Source organism: Wenzhouxiangella indolica (assembly GCF_042310355.1).
In the GTDB taxonomy this organism is placed as follows: Bacteria; Pseudomonadota; Gammaproteobacteria; order Xanthomonadales; family Wenzhouxiangellaceae; genus Wenzhouxiangella.
In genome coordinates, this window is record NZ_JBHJMR010000012.1 from 45,599 (window position 1) to 59,738 (window position 14,140).

The following is a 14,140-nucleotide window of genomic DNA, read 5'->3' on the forward strand; positions in this document are numbered from 1 at the left end:
GCGGAGCCCATCTTCGACCAAATATTGCTAAGTCTCGATGTAGTTCGTCGCGATACGGTAGTCTTCTAGCTTGTCGCTCGGATGGGCGATCTTGGCCATTCTGCGAAGCATGGCGTTTCCGACAATTAGTTGCGCGCGGTCGTCCATTTCCATCAGTACAGGCTGATACCCCCTCCGCATCATCATGCGGTTGAGCTGGCGGCTCCGCCTTTCAATTGCCGGAGTCTTCCGAAGTTCATCCTGCAAGTCGGGAAAAGAAGTTCTGCGTCCTCGCAGAGAAGCGACCGGTGCCGCAGCTCAGAACTAGTTTCTATAAAGCGCATGCTCCCCGCCAGGTACTCTTGCGATCCCACGGCAACAATCTTCTGCCCCTCGTCGGTCTCGTCGCACTGGCTCTCAATTTCCATCAAGCGCCGGATCAGGTTGAAACAGGCAATGAAGTCCTTGGCGTACTCATCAGCCTCCAATTTCTGCTTCTCATAGCGACGCTCCAGCACCGTGCTGATGGCCGTCTACATCGCCCTGCCGGGTCGTTTCCGCGACGTCGCGGGACAACTGGCCGCGCCGCTGACCCGGCGCATGATGCCCATCTTCGCGAAGTTTCTTCCCGTGAAGTCCCTGGACAACGCCATCGGCCTGGGCCTGCTCTGGGGCCTGCTGCCCTGCGGCCTGCTCTACACCGTCGTCGCCACCGCCGTGATGCTGGCTGACCCGCTGGCGACCACCGCCATGATCCTGGCCTTCGGCATTGGCACCGTGCCGCTTCTGCTTGGCGGCGGCCTGGTGATGCTGAAATTCCGCTCGGCCATCAACCGCCCGGGCCTGCGCTGGCTGGCGGCATCTTTGCTGGCCCTGACCGGGCTTCTGATCGCAGCCGGCCCCTGGCTGGCGCACGCCATCGACCACCCCTGGATGCAATTTCTTGTCGAGTGCGTCACCTAGAGGCGCCCTTGAAGTGAATTTCACGCAGAGCCGCGGCGTTTCAGAGCGCGCAGCTGGGGTCAAAATCAAAATCTTTTGAACGCAAAGACGCGAAGAAACAAAAAACTGACTACACAGAGGACCACCAAAGACGAAAGAGGATCTTCATCGAAGCAAATTCTCGTTCTGAAACCTGGTGATTTTGATTTTCACTTCGCGTCTTTGCGTCTTTGCGTTTCAAAGGTTTTCTCTTCTCCACGCAATCCACGGCTCTGCGTGAGTCAACGCAAACCCGCTACGACTCCGGATACAGGTGCTGCCACCATTCGGGTTCATCCTTGAGCCAGCGGTCGTACCAGGCCAGGATGCTGTCCCACCAGATGTAGCGCTGTTCCCGGTCGAGGATCCAGTGGTCCTGGCCGGGAAACTCGACCATCTCGACTTCGCGCCCCAGGAGCTTGAGCGCGGTGAACATGTTGTCGCTTTCGCCCACCGGCACGTTGGTGTCGTCCTCGCCGTGGAGCAGGAGCATCGGGGTTTCGATCTTGTCGGCGTTGTAGACCGGGCTTTGCTCGACGTAGAGCTCGCGGTTGTTCCAGGGGAAGCTGCCCTTGCTGGCAATGCCCGAATAGGAATAACCCCACCAGCCCTCGCCCCAGTAGCTGGTCAGCGCACTGATGCCGGCGTGCGAGATCGACGCGGCGAAGATGTCGGTCTTGGTCGCAAGGTGCATGGTCATGAAGCCGCCGTAGCTGGCGCCGATGTTGCCGATCCGATCTTCGCTGACGAAATCGTGGGCCTGGACGAATTGCTGCGTGCCCTCGACGATATCGTCGGCGGCATAGTCGCCCCAGGCGTTGACGTGCCTGGCCGAGAAGTTCTGGCCGTAGCCGATGGCGCCCCTGGGCTGGACAACGTAGATGACATAACCGTTCGCGGCCCAGAGATTGAAAGGGTAGCGGCCGGTGAACTGACGGTTCACGGGCACGGTGCCGCCGTAGTAGTAGACGATCAGGGGGTACTGCTTTTCGGCATCGAAGTCCGGCGGCAGGTAGTAACGACCGTCGATCTCGACGCCGTCGTCGTTGGTGAAGGACCAGTCGCGAACCTCGCCGAACACCACGTCCGGATAGGCCGTCTCGCGCGAATCGACCAGCACCTCGGTTTCGCCGTCGAGGCCGACGCGATGCACGCGCTGCGGCGCGTCGGCATCGCTGCCGCGCGCCACCACCGTCGGCGGCGAGGTGCGTGAGGCGACGAAGGACTCGACGACGCTGAAGCCGCTGTCGACGATGTTCAGCGCCTCGGCATCGCGGTCGTAGTGGACGAGTACCGACTCTTCACCGGAAACCGCCGACAGCAGCAGGTTGCCGTCGGCCAGGCGCTCGATGCCGCTGAAGGCCGGATCGAACGCGCGGCTGAGGCTGACGGCCCGGGTACCGTCGGTCGACAGGCGATAGAGCTGCGTGTCGTAGTCGTTCGGGATCACGTCTTCCGGCGTGGTGTCGCCATCGCCGAAGGACAGGCCGGGCCCGGCCAGCAGCCAATAGCCGTCGTCGGCATAACGGATATCGTTGAACTGGCGCAGGCGGGCGATCTCGCGCTGCTGCCCGTTGTCGAGGTCGATCTCGAACACCCGGGTGAGACCGTGCGGCGGCGCGGCGTAGTCGATCACGTTGTGTGACAGCAGCGCGCGGCCGTCGACGATGTCGTGCAGGTTGACCGAGCGTTCTTCGGCCGTGAGCGCGCGCACGATGGCGCTGTCGACGTCGACCTGGTAGAGCTGGCTCAAGTCGCGGAAACCGGCCCAGCGGTCTTCCAGGGCCCGCAGCCGGCGGCGCTTGTCGGTCTCGGCCTCGTCCTTCTTGACCCAGTTGAACAGGATGGAGCCGGAATCCGGGTGCCAGCGCCAGCTCCCGATGCCCTCGTGCTCGAGCAGCAGGGCGCGTGCCTTTCCGGAGTCGCGCTCGTGCAGCCACAGGCTGTTGCCCGTCTGTACCGCCAGCTTCGAGCCGTCCGGGCTCCAGGCCAGCGCCGCGGGCCGATCGGCGGTCCACTGCCGCACGACGCGATCGGTCTGCAGGTCGCGAATCTCGAGGCGGCGGATTTCGGTGCCGGCCGCTTCGTCGCGGCGCTCGTAGGCCAGGGCCAGGTAGCGCCCGTCGGGCGAGATGGCCAGATCGCCCACGGTCTCGGCATTGGTCAGGCGCTGGGCCGAGACACGGCGCTCGGACCGGGTGTGGGCGGCGGCACGGTCATTCCCGGAACGGCCCTGCCAGGCCACGGAAGGTTCGCCGTCCTCGGTCGAACCTTCGTGCACGATCCAGACGCCATGGCTGCCGTTGCGCAGGTCCAGGGCATGGCCCTCATCGCTGGCATCGACCTTGCGGCCGTCGACGAAGACGACGGCGTTGCGCAGGTCCTCGACCTTGAGGTGACCGCGCACGAAGCGTTCGGTCTCGAGTTGGAACCACCACAGCTGCAGCCGCCGCTCGCTGCCCGTCGATGACGGCGAGACCGCGCCCCACTCGCTGCGCTGACCGAAGGCCGTCACGGCCTCGCCAGGGCGCGGCAGCGCGCCTTCGCCGAGCTGGCCCACCAGGGCCCGGCGCAGATCGTCGGCATGCCCGGCCTTGTCCATGCGTTCAGCATCGACGGGCAGCGGACCGAGTGCCAGCACTTCGTCGACAGCGACCGGCTCGGGCGCTTCTTCCTCGGCCAGGACGAACGAAAATGGGAGCAGGAGGGTGAGGGCGAACAGGCAAGATCGAATCACTGCGGGCTCCGGAATGGGCGTGGATACAGCGACAGAATGTAACAGAAGCGCTGGCCACCGGCGCAGGTGGAGCTTTTTGACGATGATCAATTCGGAATGGCTCCGTCGGGGCTAATCTGGCGCCCGTATCCAGTCAACCACTTGCGGCAAGATCGCCATGTCCGAATTGATGCGCCCCACTTTCGATGCCGAGTTGATCGCCAAGCACGGCGGCGAGGGCCCTCGTTACACCTCCTACCCGACCGCTGTGCAGTTCAGCGAGGATTTCGGCGCGGCCGAGTTCAAAGCGGCCATCGCCGAGAGCAACCGGCTGCCCATCCCGGCCGACCTGTCGGTCTACGTCCATGTCCCTTTCTGTGCCAGCCCCTGCTTCTACTGCGCCTGCAACCGCGTCATCACGCGTTCGAGCACGGCCGGCCAGGAGTTCCTGGTCAACCTGGAGAAGGAGCTGAGACTGGTCGCCCCGCGCTTCGACCGCGACCGCCCGGTGCGCCAGCTGCACCTCGGCGGCGGCACACCGACCTTCCTGCGCAGCGACCAGATTCGCCAGCTCATGGCGCTTTTGCGCACCCATTTCCACTTCGCCGCCGACGCCGAGCTGGGACTGGAAATCGATCCGCGCACGATCGACCCGGCCGGCATCCGCGAACTGCGAAACATCGGCTTCAACCGCATCTCGGTGGGTGTGCAGGATCTCGACCCGGAGGTTCAGAAGGCCGTCAACCGCGTGCACGACACGGCCATGGTCGGCTCGGTCATCGGGGCAGCCCGCGGCGTGGGCTTCGACTCGATCAGCGTGGACCTGATCTACGGCCTGCCGCTGCAGACCACGACCGGCTTTTCGCGCACGGTCGAGTCAATCATCAGCATGAACCCCGACCGCATCTCGCTGTTCAACTACGCCCACCTGCCGCACTTGTTCAAGGCCCAGCGCCAGATCGACATCGAGCAGATGCCCACCCCGGCGACCAAGCTGGCGGTCTTCCGCAACACGCTCGCGCGCCTGCTCGACGCCGGCTACGAGTTCATCGGCATGGACCACTTCGCACGGCCCGAGGACTCGCTGGTCAAGGCCAAGCGGGGCGGCACCATGGTGCGCAACTTCCAGGGCTACTCGACCCACGGCGGGCTGGACCTGATCAGCTTCGGCCCCAGCGCGATCAGCCAGGTCGGCGACAGCTTCGCCCAGAACCACCGCAAGATCGAGGACTGGACGGTATCGCTGATCGAGGGCCACCTGCCGACCGCACGCGGGCTGACCCGCAACACCGACGATCGCATTCGCGCCGACATCATCGAGCGCATCATGTGCAACGGCGAATTGGTCTACCGCGACATCGAGCGTGACTACCAGCTCGTCTTCCGGCGCTATTTCGCCGACGAGCTCGAGCGCCTGAAGCCACTGGCCGAGGACGGGCTGATCGAACTCGGGCCGGACGGCCTGGAGGTCACCCCCAACGGCCTGCTTTTCCTGCGCGCGATCGCGAAGGTCTTCGACGCCTACCTGGCACCCGCCGGGCAAGCGCGCGGCCGCTTCTCACGCATCGTCTAGGACGCATGCCATGCCGTCGAACAGCACCGCACCGGATCTGACCATCAAGGACAACGGCTGCAACGACTGCGTGCTGTTCAGCCTGTGCTTCGCCCAGGACATCAACCCCGACGAGCGCGACCGGCTCAACGGCGTCATCCGGCGCCGCCAGGGCGTGGATCGCAACGCTCACCTGCACCACGGCGGCCAGCCCTCCAGGCAACTGGCCGTCCTGCGCTCGGGCTCGATCAAGGCGTACGAGATTTCGCGCGACGGGGATGAACTGGTCACCGGCTTCTACCTGCCTGGCGATGTCATCGGGCTGGACGCCTTCTCCACCGGCAAGCACGCCGGTTCGGCCGTTGCGCTGGAGGAGTGCCGGCTGTGCGAGATCCCGATCGCGGACTTCCAGAAGATGCTCGGCGAAAGCCAGCGGCTCAACCAGGTCATGCTGCGCCTGCTGGCCGAGGAGATGGCCGAGGCCCGCAAGCTGCTGCTGGTGGTCGGACGGCTGGACGCGCGCACCCGCGTGGCCCTGTTCCTGCTCAGCCTCTCGCGCCGGCTCGAACGCCGTCAGCTCGACCCGGACCTGTTCCGCCTGTCGATGGACCGGCGCGACATCGCCAACTACCTCGGGCTGACCATCGAGACCGTCTCGCGCACCCTGTCAGCCCTGCAGCGCGACGGCGTCATCCACGTGAGAGGCAAGAACGTCCGGATCCTCGATCGCACGGCCCTGGCCGAGCAGGCCCATGTCGAGGAAGCCACCCGGCCGCACGCTGCAGCCGGGTAACCAGATCCACCCTCAGCCGATCGCCTCAGGTTTACCCGGCAATCCGCACCGAAAAGTCAGCTGCTTGTTTCGAACATTCGAATTTCGGTCATTCGAATTTGGCAATTTCAATCTCCGGGCAAGCGCGTCGGCGAGACCAGCTGGCTGAAGAACAGGGCGTTGGCGAACAGCTTCTCGCCGCCGCGCCAGTAGCCGCGGAACAGCGGCTCGTCAGCGATCCGCACCACCGTCCCTTCGCCATGCCGGCTGACGCTGATCGCCGGCGTGCCGGCAAGTTCGTCGCGGTTGGTCTGCGACAGGTAACCGGCGGCCAGGGGTGGGTCGGCATACACGCCGACCTGGGCATAGGCGTTGTCCACCGCCCGGAGGCGGTGCGCGCCCTGGCGGAACAGTACGAGTTCGTCGTTGCTGTAACCCCAGGCCAGTGGGTGGGTCCGATCGAGGTCGACGCGCAGCGCGGTGCCGCCGATCAGCTCGCGGGCCCGGTCCTGGCGGTAGTCGCCGTAGGGTCGGCGTTCGTGCTCGCCCTCGTCTTCGTCGTCCTCGGATACCAGCTGCCATTCGAGCTCCAGTGACTCGACCATCCCGGCCGCCCGACCGAAGGCCAGCAGCGTGCCCCCGCCGCGTACGAACTCGGCGATCCGCGCCTTGACCGAGTCGGACAGGGCGCCATACCAGCCCGGCGGCACGATCAGGTGCGTTTGGTCGTCGAGGTCGCTGCCGCGCAACCGGGCTGCATCGAGCTGCGTGACCGGTTGATCCAGTCGGGTATCGAACCAGTGCCAGACCGCTCCGGCGGCGTAGGCGCTGACGCCGTGACCGGTCAACATGGCGGCTTTGACGGGCTCGAGCACGGGTACGGAAGGCGAACCAAGATCCACGCCGCTGGCGGCCATACCGCGGCCGACCGCGACCACGTCGACGCCGTGCTGCCCGGAAAGCTCGCCCAGCCGGGCCCCGACGGCCCCGACATCCCTCGGCTGGATGCCGGAATGAACGACCAGGCTGCCGCGCGCGAATTCGCGCTCGTCCGCCTCGACCGAGGCCGTCATCGGTTCGGTCAGAACCTGGACCCGATAGCCCTCGTCGAGCAGGTCGGCCAGCAGGGCGTCGGCACGGTACTGGTTCCAGGGCACGAGCCAGGCCAGGGCGTCGGTATCGACCGCGGCCGGTCGATGCCGCGGCGCCTCGGTCAGGGCCGCACCGGTATCGGGCAGCCGCCGGGGGGTGGCCAGCGGCAGGTCGTGGGCCATCGCCATGGGCCAGGCCGATACGTCGTAAAAGGTCTCGACCTCCATCTCGGTGACCGCCTCGAAGACGGATTTCAGCATCAGGTAGGCATCCTGGTCGGCGGGAATCGCCCAGGCCGATCCGGGGGCGAAGCTCCGCCCCTCGATCGAGACCGTCTCTTCGACCGGGCGGACGACGACGTCGTGATTGAGCAGCATGCCGATCAGCGCGTGGGCACGCGCCGGATCGCCGCCGTCGCCGATCAGCCAGCCCGCGCGACCCCAGTCCGCGGCCTGCGCACCGAGCTGCTCGAAAAAGTCCCGCTGGTACTCGACCAGGTCCTCGGCGTGGGCCAGGGCGCCGTCGAGCGTCGAGATGCTGGTGCGGACCTGGTTGGCGACGGTGTCGGCAAAGCGCTTGCGGCCGTAGTCGCTTTCCTGGACCACGCCGCGGCTCGAGCCCTGCTCGAACAGGATACCGATGCCGCCGGTCACGTCGGGGTAGGTCGAGCCCTTGCCGATGTAGAAATCGTCGAAGGACTCGCGCGCATAGAAGGGCTCGCCCGCAGCGTCGAGCTCGCGACCATGGAACTCGGCGATCGCGCCGGTCAATTCCTGGTTGGCGTCGGAGATGAGCGGGTTGGCGCGCTCGGGAATGCCGGGCTGGAAGAAGAAGGTGCTGTTGCGGCCCATCTCGTGGTGGTCGGTGATCACATGGGGCCGCCACTGATGATAGTGACGCAGGCGGTTCTGCGAAACGGGATGGACCACCGGCAGCCAGTCGCGGTTGAGGTCGAACCAGTAGTAGTTGGTACGCCCGTCGGGCCAGCCTTCGGCATGTTCGCGATCATCGGGGTCGGCCGAGGGATGCTGGCCGCGATGCATGTTGACCCAGTGGGCGAAGCGGTCGATGCCGTCGGGATTGATGGCTGGCTCCATGACCAGGATCATCTCGTCGAGCCAGCGCGTCACGCGCTCGTCCTGGCCCGCGGCGAGATACCAGGCCATGACCATCGCGGCGCTCACGCCGGAGGCCTCGTTGCCGTGCACCGAGTAACCCATCCAGACCACCGGCGGCCCCTCGCCTTCGCGGGCGGCGTCGCGGCGGCCGGCGCGGATTTCATCGATATTCGCCAGCCGCTCGGGACTGGCGAAGGTCAGCAGAACCTGTGGGCGCTGGCCGTGGCTGCGACCGATTTCCTCGATCATCACACGGTCGGAGTGCGCTGCCAGGCGCGACAGGTAGTCCACGACCTGGTGGTGACGCGGATGACGCTCGCCGGGTTCGAAGCCGAGCACCTCGGCCGGTGTCGGAATCTCCTCGTCCACGGCCAGGTCATCGGACAGCCCCGGGGCGGCCGGAACCGCCGGCGAGAGCAGGAGAAGGAACGGGATCAGCATCTTTCTTGTCATGGCAAGCGGGTATAGTCTTGAAGTCAGACTGGTAAGCTTAAACGACACCGGACAAGCAAACCGACAAGGAGGCCACATGCAGCTCGAGTCCCGCGATCTGGTCGACCGAACCGCGATCGATCCTCGCTTCGCATTCGCCAAGATGGATCCGCAGTCGCACATGGCGCTGTCGGACAACCTCAGCCCGCACCTGGCCTGGTCCGACGCACCGGCGGGCACCCGCTCGTTCGCGATCGTGTGCATGGACCCCGACGTTCCGGCCGAGGCCGACGACGTCAACCAGGAAGGCAAGACCCTGCCGACCGACATGCCGCGCGTCGACTTCTGCCACTGGGCCATGGTCGACATTCCCACGAGCGTGACCGAACTGGCGACCGGCGAGTGCTGCGACGGAATCACGCCCAAGGGCAAGCAGAACCCGCCGGGGCCCGAAGGCGCCCGCCAGGGCCTGAACGACTACACCAATTTCCTGGCCGGGGATCCGGACATGGCCGGCGACTATTTCGGCTACGACGGCCCCTGCCCGCCCTGGAACGACGAGCGCCTGCACCACTATGCGTTCACGGTCTACGCGCTCGACACGGAGCATCTCGACCTGCCCCGGACATTCACCGGGCACGACGTGGTGAAGGCCCTCGAGGGCCATGTGCTCGGCAAGGCCAGCATCACCGGCACCTACACGCTCAATCCAGGCATGTCGGGCTGAGCGCGTCAATGCCTGCTCAATTCATGAACGGCCCGCGGGCGATCCGCTCATATTCTGAACACGTGCGCGTCTCGTCAGCCGGCAAATGCAGGCTTCAGGGCTTGGCACGACATGTGCATCGTACGGGCATCCCATTTTTGACACACTCGAAGAGGTAGCAAGCCGCCATGGCCGCTGAAGACATCATCAAGCGAATCAAGGACGAAGAGATCGAATTCGTCGACCTGCGTTTCTCCGACACCCTCGGCAAGGAAATGCACATCACCCTGCCGGCCAGCGCGGTCGATGACGAACTGTTCGAGGAAGGCAAGATGTTCGACGGTTCCTCGATCACCGGCTGGAAGGGGATCAGCGAGTCCGACATGGTGATCATGCCGGATACCGAGACCGCCTACGTCGATCCGTTCTCCGAGTACGCCACCCTGAATCTCACCTGCGACATTCTCGAGCCCGAGACCATGCAGGGTTACGGGCGCTGCCCGCGCTCGCTGGCCAAGCGCGCCGAAGCCTTCCTGCAGTCGAGCGGCATCGCCGACCTCGCCTTCTTCGGGCCGGAGCCGGAGTTCTTCGTGTTCGACGACGTGCGCTGGAAGAACGACATTTCGGGCAGCTCCTTCGAGATCGACTCCGAGGAAGCGGCCTGGAACACCAACAAGACCTACGAGGACGGCAACTACGGTCACCGGCCGCGCGTCAAGGGCGGCTACTTCCCCGTGCCCCCGGTGGACGGTCACTCCGATCTGCGCAGCCTGATGTGCGCCACGCTCGAAGCCATCGGCGTTCCGGTCGAGGTGCACCATCACGAAGTCGGAACAGCCGGGCAGTGCGAAATCGGTACGCGCTTCAATACCCTGGTGCGCAAGGCCGACGAGATGCAGATGCTCAAGTACGTCGTGCACAACGTCGCCCACCGCCACGGGCGCACGGCCACCTTCATGCCCAAGCCCCTGGTCGGCGACAACGGTTCGGGCATGCACGTCCATCAGTCGATCTCCAAGGGCGGCACCAACCTGTTCGCCGGCGACGGCTATGGGGGCTTGAGCGAAACGGCCCTCCACTACATCGGCGGCATCTTCAAGCACGCGCGCGCCATCAACGCCTTCGCCAACTCGACCACCAACAGCTACAAGCGCCTGGTACCGGGCTTCGAGGCGCCGGTGCTGCTGGCCTACTCGGCGCGCAACCGCTCGGCCTCCTGCCGTGTGCCCTGGGTCGGCACCGACAAGGCTCGCCGCATCGAGATCCGCTTCGGCGACGCCGCCGGCAACCCCTACCTGACCTTCGCCGCCATGCTGATGGCCGGCCTCGACGGGGTGATCAACAAGATCGACCCGGGCGCACCGATGGACAAGGATCTCTACGACCTGCCGCCGGAAGAAGAACGCGATATTCCGCGCGTGTGCCATGCCCTCGACCAGGCACTGGACGCGCTCGACGCCGACCGCGACTTCCTCAAGGCCGGCGACGTGTTCACCGACGACCTCATCGACGGCTACATCAAGCTGAAGATGAACGAGGTGACGCGCTTCAGGATGTCGACTCACCCGGTGGAGTTCGACATGTACTACTCGAGCTGATCCCCGGCGCCGATTGCGGGCCGCCACCGGCGGTCCGCATTCCGCTACCGGCAAGCAACACCTGTCCATTGCCGCGGCGCTCTCCTACAATACCGGTCAGACTGCCGGGCAATCGAGGTGCCATCATGAACAAGTCGTCGATCATTCTTGCCGCGCTCCTGGCGCTGCTGGTTCTGCCGGCCGGCGCACAGGAGATCTACCGCGTCGTTGACGAGAACGGCAACGTGACCTATACCGACCAGAAGCCCGACGGCGACGTCGACCCCGTCGACCTGCCCGAGCTGAATGTGCTCGAGGGAGACGACGAATCAATCCCCGGAATCGAAAGCGAGGCTGCGCCGACCCGGGGAGAGGCCCAGCCGATGAATTTCCGAATCGAGCGACCGGCCGATGGCGCCACCCTGACGCCCGAGGGAGACAGCATCGATATCACGATGGGTATCGATATCGACGTGCCGCCCACCGCCCGGATCACCCTGGTCCTCGACGGCGAGGAACTGGCGCCCGTGCGGTCCCTGGAGACCAGCATTCCGACGCCGGCACCCGGCGAGCATCGACTCTTTGCCCGCCTCGAGACACCCTCGGGCCGTGCCCTGGGCACCACGGATCCGGTCACCTTTACGACGGTTGCCGCCGGCGGCGACTGAATGCGGCCATTCGACCCGGATGAACTGGCAACCGGCCTGCTCCGGGTCGACGCCGACGGACGAATCGAGTGGTTCAACCGATCGGCCAACGCCCTGCTGTCGCCGCCCGGCAGCAACCTGAAACAGCAGCGCATTCAGCAGATTTCCCCGGCCCTGGGCGAATGGGTCGGCCAGGTCCGCCAGCGGGGGCGTTCGCTGCACGCGCCCGAAGCGCTGCTCGAAGACGCCACGACGATCGTCGACGCCTACCTGCACCGCCTCGAGGATTCGATCCTGATCGAGCTGCACCCCATCGCCGAGCGCGTCCGCCAGCGCGAGATGGCCGAACGGGCCGACCGCCAGCAGGCGCTGTCGCAGATGACCCGCCGACTGGCCCACGAACTGCGCAACCCGCTGGCCGGGGTACGCGGCGCGGCCCAGCTGATTGCCGCGCGCGGGCGTGACGAGGTCTCGGGCCGGCATGCGGCCATGATCCAGCGAGAGGTCGACCGCATCACTGCCCTGATCGAACGATTTGCCGGCAACGGCGAAAGCCGCCACGTGCCGGTCAACCTGCATCGCGTGCTGGCCGACGCGGCCGAACTGGTGACCGCCGAGCAGCACGGCGCATTGCGCATCGAGCGCGATTTCGATCCCAGCATCCCGGATCTTTCGGCCGACGAGGGCCAACTACACCAATTGTTTCTGAACCTGCTGCGCAACGCTGCCCAGGCCGGCGCGAAATGCATCCGCCTGAGCTCCCGCATCGAGCACAATTCGCCCCTGCTCGACCGCCCCGGGGGACAGGCCGCGCGAATCGACATCGACGACGACGGCGCCGGCGTGACCGAGGACCTGCGCGAAAGACTCTTCCTGCCGCTGGTCTCGGGCCGCGACCAGGGTTCGGGCTTCGGCCTGGCCATCGTCCAGCAGATCGCCCGCGGCCACGGCGGCCTGGTCGAGTACCAGCCCCTGGGCGGCGGCAGCCGCTTCCGCGTCCGCCTGCCGCTGGAGCCTGACGCGCCATCCGCAGACCGGGAAGACCGCGATGCCTGAACGAATCTGGATCATCGACGACGACCCGGCCATCCGCTACGTGCTGGAGGAATACTTCAGCAGCCAGCACATGCAGGCGCGAAGCTTCGCGGCCGGCGCCGACCTGAACGCGGCACTCGACGACGACACGCCCGACCTGGTCATGGCCGACGTGCGCCTGGACGGCGAAAGCGGCCTGGACGTCATGCAGGGGCTGCGCAAGCGCTACCCCGAGTTGCCGGTCATCGTCATGACCGCATACTCCGACCTGGACTCGGCCGTGCGCGCGTTCCGCGGCGGGGCCTTCGAGTTCCTGGCCAAGCCCTTCGACCTCGACGAGGTGGGCAAACTCGTCACCAAGGCGCTCAGGCGCGCGCCCGGGCGCGTCGAGCCCCCGGCCGCCGCGACCGAGCTGATCGGCTCATCGCCGGCCTTTCAACACCTGGTGCGCATGATCGGGCGCCTGTCGGCCAGCGACGTGCCGGTTCTGATCACCGGCGAGACCGGTACCGGCAAGGAACTGGTCGCCCGGGCCCTGCACCGTCACTCACCGCGCGCCGCACGACCCTTCGTGGCAATCAACACCGCCGCCATTCCCGAGGACCTGCTGGAATCCGAACTGTTCGGCCACGAGAAGGGCGCGTTTACCGGCGCCGAAGGTCGCCGTCCGGGCCGCTTCGAACAGGCCCAGGGCGGCACCCTGTTTCTCGACGAGATCGGCGACATGCCGCTCAAGCTCCAGACGCGACTCCTGCGGGTGCTCGCCGAGGGCGAGTACTACCGCCTGGGCGGCCACGACCTGATCCGCGCCGACGTACGCGTACTCACCGCCACGCACCGCGATCTTTCCGAGCTGGTCGACAAGGGGCGTTTCCGGGCCGACCTCTACCACCGGCTCAAGGTCATCGAGCTGAAGGTGCCGCCCTTGCGTGAACGCCGCGAGGACATTGCCGCACTGGCCGGGCACTTCCTGCGCGAGGCGGCCGCGGAGTTCAACCTGCCCGAACGAAGCGCCGACGACGCCCTGATGCAGCAGCTTCGCGCCCTGCCCTGGCCGGGCAACGTGCGCGAACTCAGGCACCTGTGCCAGTCCATGGCCGCGCTCGCCCCCGGCGAGGTGATCGGTACCGACGACCTGCCCGAGGAATACCGCCTGGCTCGGGGCGATGCGCGAGGCGCGGCGCCGAGCTGGACAGGCCAGATGGAGGCCGCGGTTCGTCAAGCGCTGGCCGGCGACGAGGACAACCTCCATGCGAAATTCCAGGGGCAGTTCGAAGCGACCCTGGCGAACACCGCCGTGGCCGCCTGCGACGGCAACCAGTCCGAGGCGGCGCGGCGACTTGGCATCAGCCGCAATACGCTGGCGAGGATGTTGAAGGGGTAGGGTTCGGGACTCGGGACTCGGGACTCGGGACTCGGGACTCGCGGCATCAAAGGTCGGTGTTGCAGCCGCGACCTACGCAGGCTTCCCCCGAACAGCGACAGATGACACCCTTGGTTCTCCGAGCCGTATTCGGTAAGGTTTACACGCGG

The 14,140-nt window shown here is 66.1% G+C and carries 11 protein-coding genes; 8 read left to right on the forward strand and 3 right to left on the reverse strand.

Going from position 1 to position 14,140, the window contains the following annotated elements; genetic code table 11:
- Positions 1-182: 182 nt before the first annotated feature.
- Positions 183-497 carry a hypothetical protein gene (locus tag ACDC67_RS12495; protein ID WP_376693615.1) on the reverse strand — a complete coding sequence of 105 codons (315 nt, stop codon included), beginning with the start codon at positions 495-497 and terminating at the stop codon, positions 183-185.
- Positions 498-504: 7 nt separating this feature from the next.
- Here ACDC67_RS12495 and ACDC67_RS12500 point away from each other — a divergent pair, with 7 nt between their 5' ends.
- A complete protein-coding gene (locus ACDC67_RS12500) occupies positions 505-942 on the forward strand; it encodes an urease accessory protein UreH domain-containing protein (protein ID WP_376693617.1) in 438 nt (145 codons plus the stop codon).
- 274 nt (positions 943-1,216) lie between these two features.
- Here the strand turns inward: ACDC67_RS12500 and ACDC67_RS12505 are convergent, their stop codons facing one another.
- Positions 1,217-3,697, reverse strand: coding sequence for a prolyl oligopeptidase family serine peptidase (locus ACDC67_RS12505; protein WP_376693618.1), 2,481 nt, complete (start codon positions 3,695-3,697; stop codon positions 1,217-1,219).
- A 157-nt stretch (positions 3,698-3,854) separates the two neighbouring features.
- On the opposite strand from ACDC67_RS12505, the gene hemN reads away from it, so the two are divergent.
- Both hemN and ACDC67_RS12515 read left to right on the forward strand, forming a co-directional pair.
- Positions 3,855-5,249 carry an oxygen-independent coproporphyrinogen III oxidase gene (gene hemN, locus ACDC67_RS12510; protein WP_376693620.1) on the forward strand — a complete coding sequence of 465 codons (1,395 nt, stop codon included), beginning with the start codon at positions 3,855-3,857 and terminating at the stop codon, positions 5,247-5,249.
- A 10-nt stretch (positions 5,250-5,259) separates the two neighbouring features.
- Positions 5,260-6,021 (forward strand): helix-turn-helix domain-containing protein, encoded by a 762-nt coding sequence (locus tag ACDC67_RS12515; protein ID WP_376693622.1) that lies wholly within the window; start codon positions 5,260-5,262, stop codon positions 6,019-6,021.
- Between the two features lie 107 nt (positions 6,022-6,128).
- Here ACDC67_RS12515 and ACDC67_RS12520 read toward each other — a convergent pair whose 3' ends face one another.
- Positions 6,129-8,663 carry a M14 family zinc carboxypeptidase gene (locus tag ACDC67_RS12520; RefSeq protein WP_376693623.1) on the reverse strand — a complete coding sequence of 845 codons (2,535 nt, stop codon included), beginning with the start codon at positions 8,661-8,663 and terminating at the stop codon, positions 6,129-6,131.
- Positions 8,664-8,739: 76 nt separating this feature from the next.
- Here ACDC67_RS12520 and ACDC67_RS12525 point away from each other — a divergent pair, with 76 nt between their 5' ends.
- The 5 genes from ACDC67_RS12525 to ntrC all read left to right on the forward strand — a co-directional run bounded on the left by ACDC67_RS12525 (position 8,740) and on the right by ntrC (position 13,991).
- Positions 8,740-9,369, forward strand: a complete 630-nt coding sequence (locus ACDC67_RS12525) for a YbhB/YbcL family Raf kinase inhibitor-like protein (protein WP_376693625.1) — start codon at positions 8,740-8,742, stop codon at positions 9,367-9,369.
- 167 nt (positions 9,370-9,536) lie between these two features.
- The gene (gene glnA / locus ACDC67_RS12530) at positions 9,537-10,946 is read left to right on the forward strand and encodes a type I glutamate--ammonia ligase (protein WP_376693627.1); all 1,410 of its coding nucleotides are present in this window, start codon (positions 9,537-9,539) and stop codon (positions 10,944-10,946) included.
- Positions 10,947-11,071: 125 nt separating this feature from the next.
- Positions 11,072-11,593: a DUF4124 domain-containing protein gene (locus ACDC67_RS12535; protein ID WP_376693628.1), complete on the forward strand. Its 522-nt coding sequence runs from the start codon at positions 11,072-11,074 to the stop codon at positions 11,591-11,593.
- Positions 11,594-12,628, forward strand: coding sequence for a two-component system sensor histidine kinase NtrB (locus ACDC67_RS12540; protein ID WP_376693630.1), 1,035 nt, complete (start codon positions 11,594-11,596; stop codon positions 12,626-12,628).
- A complete protein-coding gene (gene ntrC / locus ACDC67_RS12545) occupies positions 12,621-13,991 on the forward strand; it encodes a nitrogen regulation protein NR(I) (protein ID WP_376693632.1) in 1,371 nt (456 codons plus the stop codon). Before ACDC67_RS12540 ends, ntrC begins: the two co-directional genes overlap by 8 nt.
- Positions 13,992-14,140: the final 149 nt, after the last annotated feature.

Bases quoted from the DNA above. Each gene is read 5' to 3' on its own strand.
- ACDC67_RS12500 (WP_376693617.1), top strand. From the start codon at position 505: ATGGCCGTCTACATCGCCCTGCCGGGTCGTTTCCGCGACGTCGCGGGA.
- hemN (WP_376693620.1), top strand. From the start codon at position 3,855: ATGTCCGAATTGATGCGCCCCACTTTCGATGCCGAGTTGATCGCCAAG.
- ACDC67_RS12515 (WP_376693622.1), top strand. From the start codon at position 5,260: ATGCCGTCGAACAGCACCGCACCGGATCTGACCATCAAGGACAACGGC.
- ACDC67_RS12520 (WP_376693623.1), bottom strand. From the start codon at position 8,663: ATGACAAGAAAGATGCTGATCCCGTTCCTTCTCCTGCTCTCGCCGGCG.
- ACDC67_RS12525 (WP_376693625.1), top strand. From the start codon at position 8,740: ATGCAGCTCGAGTCCCGCGATCTGGTCGACCGAACCGCGATCGATCCT.
- glnA (WP_376693627.1), top strand. From the start codon at position 9,537: ATGGCCGCTGAAGACATCATCAAGCGAATCAAGGACGAAGAGATCGAA.
- ACDC67_RS12535 (WP_376693628.1), top strand. From the start codon at position 11,072: ATGAACAAGTCGTCGATCATTCTTGCCGCGCTCCTGGCGCTGCTGGTT.
- ACDC67_RS12540 (WP_376693630.1), top strand. From the start codon at position 11,594: ATGCGGCCATTCGACCCGGATGAACTGGCAACCGGCCTGCTCCGGGTC.
- ntrC (WP_376693632.1), top strand. From the start codon at position 12,621: ATGCCTGAACGAATCTGGATCATCGACGACGACCCGGCCATCCGCTAC.